This is a genomic window from Caballeronia sp. LZ034LL (genome assembly GCF_031451215.1).
Classification (GTDB): Bacteria; Pseudomonadota; Gammaproteobacteria; order Burkholderiales; family Burkholderiaceae; genus Caballeronia.
Genome location: NZ_JARUXR010000003.1, coordinates 1,366,905 through 1,386,266 on the forward strand (window position 1 = coordinate 1,366,905; position 19,362 = coordinate 1,386,266).

The window sequence follows — 19,362 nt, forward strand, 5'->3', positions numbered from 1 at the left end:
GGCGGACGAACGTGCGCGTCCGCTTCTTTCATGCTTTCCGCGGGGACCGGTTCCACCTGAACATCGATCCGACAAGGACCGCCTATGCTTGCGCTGCAGATCCTCATCGATGGTTTCGCGATCAGTTCGCTCTATGCACTCGGCGCGCTGGGCTTCACGCTGATCTTCGGCGTATCGGGCGTGCTGAATCTCGCGCATGGCGGCGTCATGCTCATCTCCGCGCTGCTCGGCTGGGCGCTCGCGGGCGAGGCCGGCCTCGGCACGTATCTCGGCACGCCGCTGGGCGTGCTTTGCGGAATGATTGCCGCCTACATCACATACTTCATGGTGGTGCGGCCCATTCAGCGCTCCAGCGCCATTCCGCGCGAGGAGAAAGAAATCTTCGTGCTTACCGGCACGCTGCTGTGGGGCATCATGATTCAGCAAGGCATGGCCTGGCTGTTCTCCGACAACCCCGTCACGATGCGCCCGCTGATTCCCGGGGTCACGAGTCTGGCGGGCGTGCGCGTGCCCTATAACGAGATCATGATCGCCGTGGTGTGCTGGATCGTGATCGGTCTGCTGTGGCTGTTCGTGAACCGCACAAAGGCGGGCAAGGCGCTGCTCGCGGCGTCGATGAATCCGCGCGGGCTCACGCTGCTCGGCTTCGAACTGTCGCGCATCTATCTGCTGGCCTGGACGCTGTATGGCGTGCTCGCGGGCGTGGCCGGCGTGCTGCTGGCGTCCTTTCTCGGCGTCAGCACGAACAACGCCGGGCAACTCACGGCGAGCGCGTTTTCCATCGTCGTGCTGGGCGGCCTCGGCAGTGTGTCCGGCTCGTTGCTGGCGGCTTATGTCGTCGGTTATCTGGAGACCGTGACCGCGTATCTGATCGCGCCGACATTGCGTCCCTTGCCCGCGCTGCTGTTGCTCGTGCTGGTCGTGTATGTGCGGCCGCAGGGCTTTCTCGGGCGACGCTGATCATGAAGATTTTCGGAGGCTCGCGTCTGATTGTCGTCGCCGTTGTCCTTGCGGTGATCGCCGCGACGCTGCCGTGGTGGCTCACCGGTTATATCCTCGGCGTGCTGACGGTGGCGTACTACTTCGGCGTCTTCGCGATGTCATGGGACCTGTTGTTCGGCTTCGCGGGCGAGGTCAACTTCGGACCGACTTTCCTGATCGGCCTCGGCGCCTATTCGGCCGCGATTCTCAATGCGCATGCCGCAGCGCCCATTGCCATCTGCGTGATCGCCGGCGGTCTCGTCGCGCTGGTCGGCGGTCTGCTTCTCGCCGTGCCCGCGCTGCGCCTGCGCGGTCCGTACTTCGGTCTCGTCACTCTGGTGGCGGTGCTCCTGCTGCAAAACGCCATCGTGATCTTCGCGGGCATCACAGGCGGTGAGATCGGCATGATGGTGCCTGACGTGATGTCCGTCGATGCCAGCAACAACTACTGGATCGCGCTTGCCTTCCTGATCGTCTGCGCGATCATCCTGTTCGGACTGTCGCGCTCGGCCATCGGGCTGATCCTGCAAGCCAGCGGTCAGGACACGGTGGGCGCACAGGCGCTCGGCTTCAACGTCGTCAAGCACAAGCTCGCGGCCTTCTGCATCAGCGCGGTATTCTCGGGCGTCGCGGGCGCGATGCTCGTGTTCTATCAGGGCACGGCTTCGGTCAGCACCGTGGTCGATATCGGCATTGGCGTGCAGATCATCATCGCGGCCGTGCTCGGCGGCAGACGCACCATTCTCGGCGCGGTGCTGGGCTCGATCTTCCTGATCGTCGCGGGCGAGTTTCTAAGGCCGCTCGGCCAGATCAATACGTTCGTGGTCGCAGCCGTGGCGCTCGCGGTCATCCTGTTCTTTCCCGATGGCCTGCTCGGCAACCTCCTGCGCGTGAGGGAACGCGAATGATCGACGACGCGAACCGCGCGCCTCTGCTTGCCGTGCACCGACTGACCAAGCGTTTTGGCGGTCTGGTTGCGGTGAAGGACATCAGCTTCGACATCCGGCCGGGGGAGATTCTTGGCCTGATTGGACCGAACGGCTCCGGCAAGTCGACGGTCATGAAGCTCATCATGGGCATCGAGCGACCGAATGCGGGCTCCATCCAGGTCGACGGTGTGGAGATGGCCGGCTGGCTGCCGCATCGCATTGCGCGCGCGGGCGTGGGCATCGTGTTCCAGCATTCGCGGCCGTTGCATCGCCAGACCGTGCTGGAACATATCAAGCTGGCGCTGTTGCCCGATTCGCTCGTGAAGCTTGCGGCCGATCCGCATGTCGACCGACGGGCGCGCGAGATTGCTGAACGCGTGGGGCTGGGCGGCGTGATGCATCGGCATCCGGCTACCTTGCCATTCGCGGATCTGCGGCGCATGGAAATGGCGAAGGCGATCGCACGCGATCCGCGTGTCGTGCTCGTCGACGAACCCTTTGCCGGTCTCACTGCCGCCGAGTCCGAAACATTTTCCGAACTGATTCGCGGCTTCCGCGCGGAGGGGCGCGCGGTGCTGCTGGTCGATCACAACGTAAGGAGTCTGGCGGCGCTCGCGGACCGGGTACTCGCGATGTATCTCGGCGAATACGTGGCCGAAGGCACGGCGGACGAGGTGATGCGCAACGAGACGGTGCGGCGCGTCTATCTCGGCGGCAAGATCGAGGCACGCGAGCGTGTTACGCAGGTGGCGAACAGCAGGCCCGAGATTCTTCGGGTGGAGAATGTGGGCGTGCTATACGGCAAGGCGCGCGCCCTCGACAGCGTGAATCTGCACGTTCGCGAGGGCGAGTTCGTCTCAGTAGTTGGGTTGAACGGTGCGGGCAAGACAACCTTGTTCAATGCCATCTCGGGACTGGTGCCGTACCAGGGAACGATACGCTATGGCACGCAGGATCTGAAAGGCATGAGCGGCGCGGCGATCGCGCGCGCCGGCATTGTCCAGTGTCCTGAAACACGTGAGCTATTCGGCGACATGACGGTGCGCGAGAACCTTGATCTCGGTGGTTATCATCTCGCCGACAAGATTCGCGCAGATCAGCTTGAATGGCTCTTCGAGCTGTTTCCCATATTGCGGGCACGCCAGGCGCAGACTGCGCGCACGCTGTCGGGCGGTGAACAGCAGATGCTCGCCATTGCGCGTGCGCTGATGATGCAGCCCAGGCTCCTCATCCTCGACGAACCCACGCTTGGCCTCGCACCGGTGATACTCGAGCAGTTGTCGAAAGCGATGGAGTTATTGCAGAAGACAACGCCGATTACCGTGCTGCTCGGCGAGCAGAACGTCACGTTTGCATTGCCGCACGCGGACCGTGTCTATGTGCTCGAACACGCGCGGGTTGTGTGGGAAGGCAGCCCGGCGCGCTTCGAGAAAGAGATGGGGCACGGCTTTCTCGAAGCTATTCCTTCCGGCATTACGGGTGGCGTGCGAGCGAAGGCTTGATGCGTTGCGCATCTTCAACCTCATGACCTCATCTCCCTCAGCGGTTTAAATTTGACTCGCGGTCCTCTTCGTTCCTTTCCAAACAGAAAGCTATCAGACGCTTAAGTCTGAATCGTCGCATTGTTATATGCGTTAAGTAATCTCGCTGATCCCCTTCATCATGCACGGTGCGCGTCGCGTGGAAAAGTTATCCGCATCCGGATTCGAACCAATCGGCTGAGCGCGTTTCATTGCAAGTGCGGGAGCATGGGTGGATCTGTATTTCGAAGATGAAGGTTTGAGGAATCGCCGGGCGTCATTATTCGACCGGCGCGTTCAAGGTACGGGATGGAGGGTCGAGCACGCCGGGCCGGATGTGATCGAAGAGTCCGAACAGGTCTCGCGAGGCGGTCAGGCCGGCCTCCAGCAGATGTTCGAACAAGTACTGGTTCGCGCCGTGCTGCAAGTGGCGGGGGGCGCTTTTCATCATGCGCTCGCTGCGAAACACGCTTTTGAGGACGTGGAAGCCATCTGGTCGAGTGCCGCACCGTGGGACGAGCAATTGATCCAGCTGGCCGATATGCTGCCGCGCTATGCGGAGTGGCTTCCCGGGTGCATGCAGTCGCGCATTACCGCGACTGCCGATAACCTCAAGGGTGCGATCGGCATCTGGCAATGCGCGAAGAATGTCGGCGAGTCTCTGCGCCGCGTGGACGAGCGCGGCGGATCATGGATGGACAAGCTGGACAGCTCTCTGCGTGCGCTGACACGCTTCGAACGTCGTCTGCCGGCGCGGATGCAGCCCATGCTGGCCAGCCTGAAAAGGATCATGCGTTACGCGGATGCCGTGCGCGAATTGCACGGACGACTTCGCTCCGGAGAAAACGAATCGAGCGAGCGGAGCTGGGTCGGCCCGCTCGCACGCAGTCTTCCCTCCGAACTCTCGCGCATGCTTCTGGAAGACGCGGACTCATCGACGCTGATGCGCGAGGTCGCGCGGGCCTATGAGGCGTTCGAGGCCGCGCGTCGCGGCGCGTCCGTGAAAGAGGTTGTGGAGGCGCTGAAAGACTGGGCGGGCGCGAGACCAAGAGAGACGCTGGATTACCTCGATACCATCAGGCGTCACATCACTGCGTACCTTCATGCCTATGAAGCGATGAGCGCAATCATGAGCCGTCCCACGAGTTTGCGCGCGCGTCTGGAAGGATGCGCCGCCTATATCGCGGAAGAATGCTCTCCGGAGCTGAAGCATTTGCTTCCCGAGCGTGCGTTCCCGGCTATCGATCTTTTCGTTGGCTTGACCCGGGGCTATGCCGCGGCGCGAGGCTTTCATGCATCGGCGATGGCCATTACCCAAGCCGACCGTCCCCTGAATGAGAAGCTGACTGGATTGATGCAGGCGATCGATCGATTTGCGGCCGCTGATCTTAAGCTACTGCCTCAAAGCGCGCGAGACCTGATTTTGAGGGTGTCGCAGGTATTGCGCGTGACGGCTGCGGGTTTCGCCATCGGCCAGGCAGCGAATGCTCAGGAGACGATTCCGCGTTTGCGTGCGATTGTCGAGCAACTCAGGGGCTCGCTGCCGCATTTGCTCGAAGTGCTTCCCGAACGGTCCGGAGACTCGACCGAGTCCGTGGTGCGTGCACTGGACGTGATGGTACGACAGTTCGAAACGCTTTCGCGCCTGCCTGCAAGCCCCGGATTCGAGGATGTCATGCAATCGTTTCTTCAGGATCAGGGCGCGACGTCCTGGCTGCCTGAATTCATGCAACCGCTGCTGCAAGTGGCGCGTCAATTGAGCAGACTGCTGCCGGCATGGAAAAGTTATCCGGATTCCGGATCGCTTGCCGACCAGCTGAGCTGGACCCTGGAAACGCTGCAGAGCGAGCATCTTACTGACGAGACCCTTGGACGGCTTCCTGACAGCGTCGCCGGGATTGTTCGGCCCGGTCGCGTCGTGTTTCTTCGCATGACGCGCTTTCCCGTCTCGGCGCCACCGGTCGAGCAAGCGCAGTGGCTGATGTGGCAGCTCTCGGAACCCGAACTGGCGCATCTGCTGGAGGCCGGCGGCCTACCGGTGACGGAGTGGCGGAGGGCGTTCATCAGCGACGAACATGTGGGCGCCTGGTTCGACGCATTGCTCGAGCTCACACAGTGCAAGTCGTGGACGGCCGCGGCGAACACTGTGTTCAATCTTGCATCGCTGAGTCATCTTCCGGCGGCGGCGCTCTCGACCCTGGAAGGTGCGCTGGCCTATGTCCCCTTCGGCACGCAGGCGAAGCAAATCCTGCACTGGGTGAAGAGCACTCAGATCGCAACGACCTGGAAGCAAACGGCGCGCAACTTCTTCAGCACCGTCAAGAAGGACGTCACGGACGATCCCGCCGCGGCATTCCGATGTCTTCCCGGCGCGACGCCCGCCGATCTTGCAAGAACCATGACACTGGTGCAACGCCTGTCGATCTATGCCGATCATTGGGATTGGGCGGGAGTGTTGTGCGATCTCCGCGAGTCCTCGGAGTCGAAGGTGCTGTGCGATGCCTTGTTTGCCATGCGGCTCGCGTGGTCCTTCCAGGCGCTGGCCCGCGCGGATGTGGAGGAACGAAGCGAGCGACTGGAACGGCTCGAAACCGATGTGCGCAAGTTGCACATGCTGGGCTGGACCGGCATGAACACGCTGGTCCATCTGTTGCCACTGTTGCCTGCGCTCTGGGAACTGCGTGGACAGGTCCGGATTGAAACATCCGGAGCGCAGAACTGGTTCGACTGGATCGCCGCGATGATGCGTTCACTCGCGGACAGTGACACACCCGTCGTTCAGCGGCTGAGGACAAGAATCGAAGAGCAGACGGAGGCATGGGTTGCCGGTGCGCTTCAGGACGCCATCACGTCGGTGTTGGGCAAGGCCTGCGCCACGACCATCAGCGGTGAATCCAGCGGGGCAGTGCTGGCGCCTCTTGCGGCGTGCTTTGCGCGTGATGTATCGCTTGCAGGCGCGGAGGAAGACAGCCAAGGCATCTTCCGGGTGGATGGACGCTGCTACGTTCAGTCCGACGGACACGCGTTCCCGGTGAAATGGGATTCGGAAGAGCGCGCGTTCTGCCTGATCGTGAACGAACGAGCGGTGAATGAACATGGACAGCGGCCGCTTGTAAGGATGATGGATCGATGGTGGACAAGGTGTCGTGTGCGAGGGGGCAAGGGCGGCGGACCGGTTCCGATCCCGCAACTGGCCGAAGCGGACATCGACGCCTTGCCAGTGTTTGCGGATTCGGAAGACATCCTCGAGGCGCGCGGGATCGAATACTGGAATGAGGACAACCAGGTCAGGCTGCATGACTTCGTCATGGCGTCCGATGAACAGGACTTGTGCGCGCGCTGGAAGCCCATCGTGGCGGGAGTGGCGGGCGGTTTAGGGCTGTTGGGCGTGATCGGGTACTTCTGTCATATGGCGATCGGCCGGAGGCGCTCAACGGTGTCCGGCGATCAAGACAAGGAGGTCAATGAACCCTTGGCCGAACCGGCTATACCGCTCCAGGATCTGACGGAAGTAGGCCCCAGTGAGGCGTCGCAGGAATCGAGCGAGTTGCTCGACAAGCCAGCGGCAACGCAGATAGTACCGGGCGATGTTGTAGAGGTTTCACCCGGCGCTCAGGTTGCGCGATGGCGCCCGACGAAAGCCGAGTTGATCGTGGGCGGGCTGATAGGGAGCATGTCGCTGGCTGCGGTGGGATGGGCGTCCCGTCAGGCGTGGCTAAGATATAGCCGGTCCACCGGCGCTGTGGATGATGCGGTTCTGAGCGTCGCTCATCAGGCTGCTGCGCGTCAGATGGACATCGTCGTCGATGTGCCGTTCGATGCCAGCGCGCTTCATTCGGGTCATGTGGTTTCCAGGCGGCAGGCGGTACCTCGGGGAGCAGCTGCGCAGGATGGTTCTATCGAATTTTGGGCCTTGCCGCGCTATTCGGAGGTAAGTGATCACCTGACGGCCACGGTCCTGGAACGTTTTACTCAGTCGGCCCACTACAGACCGAAGAAGGGTGACTTCGCGACGATTGTGTTCGTCGGCTTATACTTAAATGCACAGCACAGCACAGCCGCGCGTATTTCTTCATTGCGGGGCGCTATTGGCTGTGCGAACCGTTGGATCCCAATACGGCGAAATCGTACGGTTTCGACAATATCGTTTGTAGAGTCAGCTCTTCGAACACCGCCGACAAAACAATATTTATCGAGAAGAGAGATAAGAAATGGACCCCGATGCTTGCTCCCACCAGGCCGGTGCCCGCCGTTGCGACAGAGAGTTATCTCGATCCATCGGTGTCGAGAGCAATCAAGCGCTGGTCCGTCGAAGAGGTGTTTCACTATCCTCATGAGGCTGCAGGCGTTGAAGGACGGCTATATACCGATTGGGACGGTGCCCATTACATTGTGATAGACGGAAAATATCGCTCCGCTACGGTGTTTCACCCCAATCTGCTGTGCGTCTTTGGCGACGCGGGTGTTTCCGCAGAAAGGTTGTATCTCAAACGGAACCCGGCCAGCAAGATCTGGGAGATTGCAACGGTCGTCAGGCCGCAGCCCATGCCCAGAAAGTTCTCCGACGATCTGATAGCCCGAGCAAAGGCATTCCTGATCGGAAAACCTTCGGTGACCGATCTGGTGGAGGACGAGTCACCGGGCATGTATTACACCGTTGGATCCCAGGATCAGAAGTTCTTGCTTCTTGATGGTCTCTACTACAAGTGCAAGAGAGTCGAGAACGACTTGTTCAAGTATCCGGGAGGCAGCTATCGCGAGATATGGGAGATTCATAACATCGACGTGGCTCCCTATCGGGATCCAATTCATGCGGCACTGGACGAAAAAATGAATTGGCGGTCATTGATTCATAACGATCGTAACCAGTTCTGGCTGGAGGATATCGAGTACGTGTCCATCGCTTTGGCGGATCGTGTGACGGCTCAAGTCATCCCTGTAAACATCAATTATCCGGCCGCAGCGTCGGCTCTTCTACCGGGAAAATTCGAGTCCTACACTCGAGCCCCATTGTTGAGAATCAGAGGAAAAATCTTTATCTGTGAGACGGTCACCATTCCATCCGAAGATTTTTCAGAAAAAACTTTTTATGAAACGATCAAGATCGGCGACCAGTACGCAAGTTTCAATAGCCCTTTCTGGGTGCCGCTGCAGAAAGACAAGCAGGGAAAATGGGTTCTGGAAGAGAGCAGCACAGCGGTATCCACGGCCGATAGCGGCATCTTCTCGGTCAGCAAAGGCGTGCAGGGCATTGTCGCGTCTTTCGATCCCACCTATGCTTTCGCGGACGAGAAGACCGGCATGGGCGTGGACGGAAATGTGTACTTCCACGATGATCACTTGTATCTGTGCATTAGTGGAAGATATTGGCCGTTTTCGCTTCTGGCGCCTCACCTGGGCATTGTTTTCGGCGATGCCGGACGAACCAGAATGTGCACGTTGGTCAAGTCCGGAGGAGAGTGGACTGCTGTCTCCAGTGCTCCGATGTTCGCGGCGATGAGCGAGCTGTTCCAGACAGGCTTGTTCCAGGGCCTCAATAATTCATTGAGTACGCTTCTGGGAAGAGACGGATTTACAACCTGGTCTCAGGTGCTCGATGCGCTTGACTACTCGGCGGATCACGAAATTTATGAAAGTTATCAACACCCGGAAAGTGAGAATTTCAGGAAAGCGATGAAGCTGAAATTTCAGACTGCGTTTCTGAAAAGCATAACGGAAGAGAGGAGCGCCGGATTGAGTCCGTCCAGACGTGCAGTCGGCGTCGACGCCAGTCGGCATTGGAACTCGAAGGATCTCGGTCGATATTGGAAGTATCTTACGCACGAGCGCGAGGCATTCGACGATATCGATTTTCGCGAGGCTTATCTCGTGCGCGGCTCGTCGATTGATAGAGCGGCCGCGCTTGAGACGGCGCGAAAGCAAAGGGACACGGTGGTGGCTCAGCTTGAGCCCGCCATCAAGGCGAAAGAGAAGGTGGAGGAGGCGCTACGCGTGATTCCGGGGTGGGAAAAAATGGAACTGCAAAAGGCATATTGGGAAAAAGAAATTTCCCGGCTCACGGCACGGCGCGACGCGTTCAACATCACCATTATGGAGCTCGAAGAATGGCTGAGCAGTTTTAAGGACAATGTTTTACGCAGCCGGAGTCGCGCTGGGGTATGCGCGGGAGACTGCTGAGCTGAAGTCTTTAGCAGGTACGAGCGCAAGCTCCAGTCACTGGCTATACGGGTTGATGTATAACGGGCTGATTTCCGACGTGGTCTGCGAGATCATCGCTCAAGACCGCGTTGATCCCGCAGGGGCGCAACTGGCGGTTCTGGAAGGTGCTCGCCTTTATTTGGAAACCCAGTGGAGCATTCATCACAATTTCTCGGACCTGCTTGCAAAGCTGGCCCGCCTGCCTGAGAGCCGTTATTGGTTCAAGCCGAAAGGGGATTACCGCGACATCCTGTCAGTTGAACATTCGGTCAAGGCTTTGGCTCCCGATATCCTTCCTGCCATCAATGGCGTGGAGCAGGTCGCCAGCGCACAGGTTCTCTCCGCTCTGGTCTATCACCTTGTCACGTCGAACAAGCGTGCGTCTTCGGTCAGCGCCGGCGCCCTGGAAGTGATTCTTATGAAATTCGATCTGGCGAAACGGGATCTCAATCCGTGGAAAGAACTCGGAGAGCCACCCGCGAATTTCTTTTCCCTTTCACAAATAAAGCCGAGTTCGCTGACTGGCGGTGATATCAAGTTCTACGACCAGTTCGCAGACTACGATGACCTGGGCTTCATGAGGTACGAAGCCGCGTGGTTAGCCTCGTTGAAGATCGTTGGGGCCGGACTGACGATCGATGAGTTGTTCGATGTCAAGCAGGTTTATATGATCAACGACACGGATAATGACTGTCGTGAGGTCTATATCAAGCTGAGAAGTTCAGAATGGTTGGTGGTCACGCTTTACATTCCGTTCGGAGCGAGTGCTAAGGTTGATGTTTGCAAAAAGATGCCGGAAAGTGAACTCAATAACGAAACACTCAGCTATAAATACATTCACCCAAAGATCGGGAATGGAGAATATTGGTCCGGGGAAAGGATCAACATACCGCCGAATCATTGGACTTTCAGCATGGGCCCGGAGCTGGATGAAGAACTGAAACGGTCACTGCCGTCGGGGACAACAGTTTTGACAGTGGTGACTCGGCTGTTCAAAGACTCGCTCTTTGATACGGTCGAGATAATGAAAAAAGGCATGTACACCATGTCCAAGGCGAAAGCGTCTGTGCCCCCTCTGCCCTTTTTCGGCGAGTTATACATATGGTTCGTGGACCGTCACTACAGACCATCGTTCGAGGAGGTCACGCTCGATGTCGTGATGACAGCCATGCTGGTCGTACCCGGGCTCGGCGAGCTGTTCGACGCGGGGGCTTCTGCAGTCGTGCGGATCATGTCGCAAGGCATCCGAAACGGCCTGACTGGTACGGCGCTTCTCCGGTACACGGTGTACGAAGCGGGCGACCTGGCAGCGGACGGGGTCATACAGACGGCTAAGGCGTTCGCCGTCATGATCATCGACTTCCATAGTCCGGTTCCCTGGCGTTCGCTGAATCCTGGGCCCGCTTTCGAAGCCGCAAATTTCGGTCGGGCAACAGTCTTGAAAGATCAGGATCTGTTCTTCGGCGCGAGCGTCTACCTGCCCCAGGATACGATCGATATCGTCTTCAAGAAGATAGACGACGAATTCAAGCTCGTGGAGAGTCAACTTCCCGCAGGCAAGCTCGAAGCGGTTCATGCCGTGTACAACGGCTCTCAGGCCGAGCCCGTCGCCAGTGCCTCGACGAGCGCTGCGGCAGGCGCTTTTGCAAGCGCATCGACAAGCACGGATACGAAGCTCTGGAAGGTGGTGGGCAATGAGAACCTGAAGAATCTCTATTTGCTCGAACAGAGTGGCAACCGCTATCTGCTGACATTCGACGGCGCGCGCAATCAATACCGTCTGGTGAACCCTGCCGCCCCGACGGAAGCCGGTGAATATGTCTATCACACCGATCGTGGGTGGCGACAGTCTCCTCCCAAGTCGCTCAAGGGATTTCCCTACGAAACCAAGCCAATCCTGCATTTCGATACCCGCTTGACGAAGGAGCGCGGCAACGAAATGCGCGCCCTGATCCGCTCGAGCCGCGATGAAGGCCGCAGGGTGCTGACGAGCGGGCTGGAAACATTGCTCACGCAGGAATCGGACGTCGACAAGGTACTCGATATTTTCATGGGCGGCCATTCACCTGAAATGAAGAAGGAGCTGACGACCAAAATCAACGCGTCGGTCATCGCGCTCGAACAGCTAAGGCCGTCTACGGATGTCTCCTACGACCTGGGTGATCTGAGGGACAGCACCGCCGTCATGGGAACGGTCGCCGGGCCCAACCGGGTGCCGCCGCGAGATATCGTCACGGCGTCGTGGTCGCCGTCAGTGCGACTCACGCCGGCGAAGAACGTCGGCGGCGAATCCGTCGTGCTGATGGTGGCGTACTCGACTGGCATGAAGGTTTTCGAGAACCACTTGGCCGAGAGCTTCTCGGAGGGCATGGCGCTGACCATGGTTCATGAGAGTTTCCACGTGCACAGCAAGTGCCCCTTCGACTGGTATGCGAAGCTGGAGCAGGGTGGCATGGATGTGAACAACCTGATTTCCTATGCTGGCGGCCACCTGAAAGAGGCGGGAGCAGACGGGCAATTGAAGAATCTCAGCATCGATACCTTGTTGTCGGACCACCGGTACGACAGCCGCGTCAAATTCACGCTCGCCTATGCACGCAATCCGCCGAGCGTCAAAGACTCGGTCTACCGCTTCAAGACGGCTCAGGACGTAGAGAAGGCGTTCGAAAACAAGGAACTGGTTCGGGGCATTCTCAATGACACGTTGACGAACTTGTCGCCCAAGATGGCCTCGAATCCGGATAGCTTTGCCCTGACGATGTACGCGCTGAAAAACCTTCGTTCCGATCCGATCAAGATGAAGGAGTTCATTCGAAGGTATGAGAGCTTGTTCAACACGGACAAGGCGGAATTTGAGTCCTTGAGCTGGCCTTTCATCCAGCGCCCCGTTTAGCGCACGAGCAAGCTATAGCGCGTGCGCTGGCGAAAGCTTTCACCGGGCCGGAGCACGGCGTCGCTTCTTGCCGGACCGTCCATATTGATGCCATCGGGAAACCCGCCGGCTTCGAGACACAATCCCGCATGTTTTCGGTAGCGCGCTCCGCCGCGCGCCGCTTCGCCTTCAAGATGATTGCCGGTATAGAACTGCAATCCGCGCGCGTCCGTCGTGACCCGCAATTCGCGGCCGCTCGATGCGTCATACACCGTGGCCGCATCTCGGAGATCCTGCGACTTGCCGTCGTGCAGCACGTAGCAATGGTCGAAACCTCCAGCGAGTTTCACTTGCTCATTGGATTCATCGAGTCGCGCGCGAATCGACTGCGGCTGACGCAAGTCAAACGCCGTGCCGGACACGTCTTCGCGGGCAATGGGTATCGAGCCCGCGTCGATCGCGAAGTACGCATCCGAAGCTATCGTGATCTCGTGATCGCGAATGTCGGCCTCCGGCGCCACGCTGCCGCTCAGGTTGAAGTAAGCGTGATTCGTCAGGTTGAGCGCGGTGGGCGCGTCGGTGCGCGCTTCGTAGTCGATGGATAACGTGCCGTGTGCATCGAGCGCATAGCGCACGCTCACGTCGAGATTGCCGGGAAAGCCCGCTGCCCCGGCATCCGAATGCAAGCTCAGGATCAGTGCGGCGCCGTCGATGCGCGCCTGCCACATCTTCCGATGAAACCCCGCCGAGCCGCCATGCAGGTGGTTCGCGCCTTCATTGCGCTCGACCTGATAAGCGACACCGTCGATAGCAAAGCGCCCGTCGCGAATCCGGTTCGCCCAGCGCCCGATGATCGCGCCCATGAAGGCCGTGCTGTGCAGATAATCGTCGGGTGCATCGTGGCTGAGCAGCACGTCGGCGATATGGCCGTTGCGGTCGGGCGCGCGCCACGAGACCAGGGTTGCACCGAGATCGCTGATATCGATCTGCATGCCGCTCTCATTGCGCAACGTAAAGAGTTGAGCACCGCCCCAGGGGCGCTTCGTGATGGAAGTTGATTGTGTCATTCAGGCTGAACCTCAGGGACGGGCGGCGACTTCATCGAGATGCAGCAGGAGATCGGCGGGATCTTCATAAACGCGCAGTGCGCCCGAACGCTCGAGTTCGTCGCTGCCATATCCGCCCGACAGCAAGCCGACGCCCAGCGAGCGGCAGCGGCGCGCGGCAAGCATGTCCCAGATGCTGTCGCCGACCACGACCGTATTCTCGATCGGCACGTTCAGGCGCGCGGCGGCGGCGAGAAACAGATCCGGGTCCGGCTTCGCATACTTCACCTGGTCACGCGTGACGACCACCTGCTTCGACGGATCCACGCCCAGCGCTTCGAGATTGAGCTGGGCGGTTTCCATGCGCCCGCTCGTCGCGATGGCCCAGCGCGTGCCAGCCTGCGTCAGTGCATCGAGCAGTTCGCGCGCGCCCGGCAGCGGGCAGACCTGCGCGCGCAGCCGCTGGTAAGCCGCCGCATGCAGCTGACGCAGCCGCTCGACGCGGTCCGGACTGATACTGCCATGAGTCTCGCGCAGCAGCTGATTCGTGAACAACCCGCCGCTCATGCCGATCTTGCGATGAATGCGCCACACCGACAACTCGATGCCTTCCGCATCGAGCGCTTCCTTCCACGCCAGCACATGCTGATAGACGCTGTCGACCAGCGTGCCGTCCAGATCGAACAGGAAAGAGGTTTCGATACGCATGTTCCGCTCCTTGTGAATGGGTCCGCTCTTGCCATCATACGCATTGATGCAGGTGCGACCCGGCGGCCGGCTCGTCGTGGATGCGATAATGGATGTTTGCGCCGCAAGGCCACCCAAGCGCGGATTCTTCGCGCGATATACCAGTTTTTTGCATCGATAACGCATGACGGAGCCCATCTTGACCCGCATCGACAATCCCTCCCGCGATCAGGAGGCAGGCGTGGCCGACTCCACGCAAGACACGACCCGCATCGACGACACGCGCATCGGCGCGGTGCGTCCGCTGATTTCCCCCGCGTTGCTGCTCGACGAACTGCCCGTGACGCCGGGCGTGCAGACGCTGGTGGAAGAATGCCGCGCGGGGATCGCCCGGATTCTGCACGGCCAGGACGACAGGCTCGTGGTCGTCGTCGGGCCGTGTTCCATTCACGATCACGATCAGGCCATGGAATACGCGCGCCGCCTGAAGACGGTCGCGGAGAAGCTGCGCGACGATCTGCTCATCATGATGCGGGTGTACTTCGAAAAGCCGCGCACCACGGTGGGCTGGAAGGGCTATATCAACGATCCGCGCCTCGACGGCAGCTTCCGCATCAACGAAGGTCTGCGCCGCGCGCGTGAGCTTCTGCTCGACATCAGCGAGCTCGGCCTGCCGACCGCCACCGAGTTCCTCGACCTGCTGAGCCCGCAGTACATTGCGGATCTGATCGCGTGGGGCGCCATCGGCGCACGCACGACCGAGTCGCAGAGTCATCGGCAACTGGCGTCGGGCCTGAGCTGTCCCATCGGCTTCAAGAACGGCACCGACGGCGGCGTGCAGGTGGCGGCGGACGCCATCGTCGCGGCGCGCGCCAGTCACGCATTCATGGGCATGACCAAGATGGGCATGGCCGCGATCTTCGAAACGCGCGGCAACGACGATTGCCACGTAATCCTGCGCGGCGGCAAGAACGGGCCGAACTACGACGCGGATAGCGTCGGCGAAGCTTGCGCGTCGCTGGCGAAGCTGGGTCAGCGCGAGCAGGTCATGATCGACTGCTCGCATGCCAATTCGAACAAGTCGCATCTGCGCCAGGTGGATGTCGCGCAGGACATCGCGCGGCAACTCGAAGCGGGCGAGCGCCGCATCACCGGCGTCATGATCGAGAGCCATCTGGAAGAGGGCCGTCAGGACCTGAAGCCGGGCGTGCCGCTCAGGCATGGCGTATCGATCACCGATGCCTGCCTCGGCTGGACGCAAAGCGAACCGGTGCTGGAGCTGCTCGCGGAGGCCGTGCGCAAGCGGCGGGCGCGCTGAGGGTTCCATTGAGGCACGCAGTAACGGCGATATTCCGCTAGTACCCGAGGGGAGCCGGAAGGCGGCACGATTGTCTTGCAATCACCCGCCTTCATCCGGAGCACCTCTCATGCTCGTTTCGAGCGCCACCTCGAGCAACGCCGCCTTCACCGCAGAAGGCGACGATTCGCCCAACCCCGAATCCGCGAATCCCGCGCAACCGGCCGAAGGCGCTTCACCGGCATCTTCCGACGAGGTCGAGCTTCCTCGCGCGGAGATGTCGACCCAGTCGCAGCTCGTTCCCGACGAATCCGCTTCGACGCGCGTCAAACGGGACGACTCCAGCGAAAGCTCCGACGAAACGCTCGCCTCCGCCGATGCCTATGCCGACCATGTCGTACAGCTCGGCCGGGAACAGCCGTTGAGCACGACGGAGCTGGACGAAGCGCGCTGGAGCGCGGTGCGTTCCGTGCAGGCCAGTCACAGCATGCTGGCCGACTCGCAGACCGCAGATGCCATCGGCAACACGATACTGGATGCACTGAACCGGTCGCCGACCTTCCAGTCCATGGTGAGCTATAGCCAGCGTCATGGCGGCGAACGGCTGGGCGACCTCGACTACCGCAACGAGTATGACTACCGGGCCGGGTTCCACGGCGAGGAACGCGCCATCCGCAGCATGACGGCTGACTACCTGCGACGCCAATCGTCCACGGACATGCCGCTCCAAGTCGACGTCAGCGCCCATTCAAGAGACGAGTATCAGCCGCCGTGGGTCAATGTCGGCGTGGTGCCGAATGCGGGTTCTCCGCTCATGGATGCCTGGCGCGTGGGGTTGATTCACGAACTCGCGCATCAGCTGACCGACTCGGAAGATCCTTCGATGGACTCCTCGGAAGACCGCATGGGTCCGACCGAGATCCTCGCCTACCGGGTGGCGGACGAGCTGGGCTGGCACCCTCCGCGGTTCGAAAGCTATGGAACGGAGGATCGAACGCGTTATTTCATGCATCTCGAACGCGCCGCGCTGATCGACGCGGCCGAACGCAATGCGCCCCACGCCCGGGCCTTCTTCGAACGGCTCGACGTCCTGAGCGAACACGGCCATGCCAGCCCCGACTTCCATGAACTCGAAGAGCCGGCGGCGGGCGCCGTTGCGTCCGATCACACGTATTTCCAGCCGGAGCCTGCTGGCGCATCCACAAGCAATGCGAGCTCCGTCGGCATGATCCCCGGGGCAGCAGCGCCGCACAACGTGACCCAGCCGTTGCCGGAGCAGCCGCCGAACGAGGATCTCACCCGCGTGCAGTTCAGTCATGGCGAGCCGTATTTGTTCCACTTTGCGCAGAGCACGCCGCTGGGCCCGCCAACGGGCTTCGCTAGCGCATGGGCGGCATCGAGCGCCAGCTGGGACACGCAGGGCCGCTTCTTTCGCTATGGCAAGCCGGTGGACGGCAATCCGCACGTGCGTCAGTTCGATTTCGACGATGGCAGCAAGGTCGTCATCTCCGCACACCAGCCTCAACTGGCCAACAGCGATGGCACCAACTTCGAGAAGGGCGCGATAGGCGTGGGTGCGACGGTCCTGGGCGCGGTGGCCGGCGGCGTGGCGGGCGGCCCGGCGGGGGCGGTGGCGGGTGGATCGGTCGGCGCGGCCGTGGGCGCCGCGGCGGCGGCCAAGGTTCCGTACGACCGGATCTGGCAGCCGTACGACATCAATTACTACTACAAGGGCGCCGCGAGTCCTTTCTACAGCCAGTACATGTACCCCTGGGACAGCAGCCCGGATCGCGTCAAGCTGCTGGCGCAGTTGGCGGACCCGAACCTGTACCCCGACTATGCCGACAGCGATCCCGACAACTATTGGAGCTTCTGGCGCTGGCGCTCGGGCGATACGCCGCTGAGAACCTGACAGGGCGATGGCCTGAACGGGCCGAGCGGATTTATCGATGAATGTTGAGCAAGAGAGGGTTCATGTTTGTTTCGAGTACGAGTACCCATGCCAGTGTCACGTCCCGCAACGCCGCTCCCACGCCGGATGACGACGAACCGGCGTCTGCCGCTCCGGCGAAGCCGCAGCCTGCCGACAATGTCGAATCGTCGCACCTGCCACAAGCGGGCGACAGTGAAGCGCCGGCTGCCTTCGGTCAGACGGAAGACGCACCGTCGTGGGTGCCGACCCAGGCCCAACTACCCTCCGCCGACGTGGTCCCGACCCAGGCTCAAGCGTCCTCCACCGACGTGGACCCGACGCGCGTGAAACGCGAGGACACCGATCCACCAGCGGCCTCGTCCGACGCCTACGCCGATTACGTCGTTGAAAAAGGCCAGGCAAGCCCGTTGAGCGACGCCGAACTCAACGATGCGCGATGGGGCGCGATGCGTGCCGTGCAGAACAGCCACAGCAGGCTGATCGACACGCAGACGGCCGACATGGTCGGCAACACGATGCTGGATGCCCTGGACCGCTCGGAGACGTTCCGCGACATGGTGAGCTTCGGTCTGCATCAGGGCGGCGAACAGCTTGGCGACATCGGATTTCGGAACCGCTATTACTACACGCCGCGGTTCCAGGGCGATTTCCGCAACATCCGCGACATGACGTCGATGTATCTGCGGCTCAATCCCGCGACGAACATGCCGCTCTCGCTCTACACCAGCGCCCAGAGCAGAACGCCCGAGCAGCCGCCGTACGTGAACATCAGCGCCGCGCCGAATGAGAACTCGATGTATCTGGATGCGTGGCGCATCGGCCTGATTCATGAGATCGCCCATCTGACGACGAACTCGCGGGATCCTGACCCGAATGCGCCCGACACGAGCCTGGGTCCGACCGAGCTGCTCGCGCAGCGGGTGGCAAGGGAGATGGGCTGGCAGACGACCAACTTCACCAGCTATGGCGACAACGCGCGCAGCTACCATCATCAGCAGATGCAGCGCGCTGCGCTGATCGATGCCGCCGAACGCAACGGTTCGCATGCACGGGCCTTTTTCGAACGTCTCGATGTGCTCAGCGGGAACCAGGATGCGAGTCCCGACTTTCACGAACTGGGAGAGGCGTGGCCGGGGACCTCCGCCCCCGATCACACCTATTTCCAGCCGGAGCCTGCGGGCACATCCACGGGCAACGCGAGTACCGCCGGGATGATTCCCGACGCAGCGGCGCCGCACAACGCGACTCATCCGTTACCCGAGCAGCGGCCGAACGAGGACCTCACGCGTGTGCGGTTCAGTCATGGCGAGCCGTTTCTCTTCCGCTTTGCCGAGAGCGCGCCGCTGGGCCCGCCTACGGGCTATCGGAGCGCATGGGCGGCATCGAGCGCCAGCTGGGACACGCAGGGCCGCTTCTTTCGCTATGGCAAGCCGGTGGACGGCAATCCGCACATACGGCAATTCGATTTCGACGACGGCAGCAAGGTCGTCGTCTGGGCGTACGAGCCGCAACTGGCCGGCAGCGACGGCACCAACTTCCAGAAGGGCGCGATAGGCGTAGCGGCGGCGGTCGTGGGAACCGTGGCCGGCGGCGTGGCAGCGGGACCGGTGGGGGCGGTGGCGGGTGGGTCGGTCGGCGCGGGCTTTGGATCCGCGGTCGCGGCCATGCTCCCGTACGACCGGATCTGGCAGCCGTACTGGCTCGATTATTACTACAAGGGCGCGAGCAGTCCGTTCTATTCCCAGTACATGTACGCCTGGGACGATGACTCAAGACGCGTGAACCTGCTGGCGCATCAGGCCAACGCGAACCTCTACCCTGACTATGCGGACAGCGACCCCGACAATCACTGGAGCTTCTGGCGCTGGCGCTCGGGCAGTACGCCCATACGTACCTGAA

General features: G+C 61.0%; 11 protein-coding genes. 9 read left to right on the plus strand and 2 right to left on the minus strand.

The window, feature by feature from the left end:
* Nucleotides 1-84 precede the first annotated feature (84 nt).
* From QCE83_RS27305 to QCE83_RS27330, 6 genes are all read left to right on the plus strand, one after another.
* Nucleotides 85-960 (plus strand): branched-chain amino acid ABC transporter permease, encoded by an 876-nt coding sequence (locus tag QCE83_RS27305; protein WP_309818640.1) that lies wholly within the window; start codon nt 85-87, stop codon nt 958-960.
* 2 nt (nt 961-962) lie between these two features.
* Nucleotides 963-1,889 (plus strand): branched-chain amino acid ABC transporter permease, encoded by a 927-nt coding sequence (locus QCE83_RS27310; RefSeq protein WP_309818642.1) that lies wholly within the window; start codon nt 963-965, stop codon nt 1,887-1,889.
* A complete protein-coding gene (locus QCE83_RS27315; protein WP_309818648.1) occupies nt 1,886-3,412 on the plus strand; it encodes an ATP-binding cassette domain-containing protein in 1,527 nt (508 codons plus the stop codon). Before QCE83_RS27310 ends, QCE83_RS27315 begins: the two co-directional genes overlap by 4 nt.
* A gap of 250 nt (nt 3,413-3,662) precedes the next feature.
* Entirely contained in the window at nt 3,663-7,826 is a 4,164-nt protein-coding gene (locus tag QCE83_RS27320; RefSeq protein WP_309818650.1) for a hypothetical protein, read from the plus strand.
* Nucleotides 7,712-9,607: a hypothetical protein gene (locus QCE83_RS27325; RefSeq protein ID WP_309818652.1), complete on the plus strand. Its 1,896-nt coding sequence runs from the start codon at nt 7,712-7,714 to the stop codon at nt 9,605-9,607. The genes QCE83_RS27320 and QCE83_RS27325 overlap by 115 nt, the downstream gene beginning before the upstream one ends.
* Nucleotides 9,558-12,521: a hypothetical protein gene (locus QCE83_RS27330; protein ID WP_309818654.1), complete on the plus strand. Its 2,964-nt coding sequence runs from the start codon at nt 9,558-9,560 to the stop codon at nt 12,519-12,521. Before QCE83_RS27325 ends, QCE83_RS27330 begins: the two co-directional genes overlap by 50 nt.
* On the opposite strand, the gene QCE83_RS27335 is transcribed toward QCE83_RS27330, so the two are convergent.
* Together QCE83_RS27335 and QCE83_RS27340 are read right to left on the minus strand one after the other, a co-directional pair.
* Nucleotides 12,518-13,567, minus strand: coding sequence for an aldose epimerase family protein (locus QCE83_RS27335; RefSeq protein WP_309818656.1), 1,050 nt, complete (start codon nt 13,565-13,567; stop codon nt 12,518-12,520). The two genes, QCE83_RS27330 and QCE83_RS27335, sit on opposite strands and share 4 nt — an antisense overlap.
* 12 nt (nt 13,568-13,579) lie before the next feature.
* Complete coding sequence (locus tag QCE83_RS27340; RefSeq protein WP_309818658.1) at nt 13,580-14,254, minus strand: HAD family hydrolase; 675 nt, start codon at nt 14,252-14,254, stop codon at nt 13,580-13,582.
* Between the two features lie 178 nt (nt 14,255-14,432).
* Between QCE83_RS27340 and QCE83_RS27345 the strand changes: the two genes are divergently transcribed.
* The 3 genes from QCE83_RS27345 to QCE83_RS27355 all read left to right on the plus strand — a co-directional run bounded on the left by QCE83_RS27345 (nt 14,433) and on the right by QCE83_RS27355 (nt 19,361).
* Nucleotides 14,433-15,551, plus strand: coding sequence for a 3-deoxy-7-phosphoheptulonate synthase (locus QCE83_RS27345; protein ID WP_309818660.1), 1,119 nt, complete (start codon nt 14,433-14,435; stop codon nt 15,549-15,551).
* Nucleotides 15,552-15,660: 109 nt separating this feature from the next.
* Nucleotides 15,661-17,442 (plus strand): M85 family metallopeptidase, encoded by a 1,782-nt coding sequence (locus tag QCE83_RS27350; protein ID WP_309818662.1) that lies wholly within the window; start codon nt 15,661-15,663, stop codon nt 17,440-17,442.
* Nucleotides 17,443-17,504: 62 nt separating this feature from the next.
* Complete coding sequence (locus tag QCE83_RS27355) at nt 17,505-19,361, plus strand: M85 family metallopeptidase (RefSeq protein WP_309818664.1); 1,857 nt, start codon at nt 17,505-17,507, stop codon at nt 19,359-19,361.
* Nucleotide 19,362: the final 1 nt, after the last annotated feature.

Bases quoted from the DNA above. Each gene is read 5' to 3' on its own strand.
- QCE83_RS27305 (WP_309818640.1), top strand. From the start codon at position 85: ATGCTTGCGCTGCAGATCCTCATCGATGGTTTCGCGATCAGTTCGCTC.
- QCE83_RS27310 (WP_309818642.1), top strand. From the start codon at position 963: ATGAAGATTTTCGGAGGCTCGCGTCTGATTGTCGTCGCCGTTGTCCTT.
- QCE83_RS27315 (WP_309818648.1), top strand. From the start codon at position 1,886: ATGATCGACGACGCGAACCGCGCGCCTCTGCTTGCCGTGCACCGACTG.
- QCE83_RS27330 (WP_309818654.1), top strand. From the start codon at position 9,558: ATGTTTTACGCAGCCGGAGTCGCGCTGGGGTATGCGCGGGAGACTGCT.
- QCE83_RS27335 (WP_309818656.1), bottom strand. From the start codon at position 13,567: ATGACACAATCAACTTCCATCACGAAGCGCCCCTGGGGCGGTGCTCAA.
- QCE83_RS27340 (WP_309818658.1), bottom strand. From the start codon at position 14,254: ATGCGTATCGAAACCTCTTTCCTGTTCGATCTGGACGGCACGCTGGTC.
- QCE83_RS27350 (WP_309818662.1), top strand. From the start codon at position 15,661: ATGCTCGTTTCGAGCGCCACCTCGAGCAACGCCGCCTTCACCGCAGAA.
- QCE83_RS27355 (WP_309818664.1), top strand. From the start codon at position 17,505: ATGTTTGTTTCGAGTACGAGTACCCATGCCAGTGTCACGTCCCGCAAC.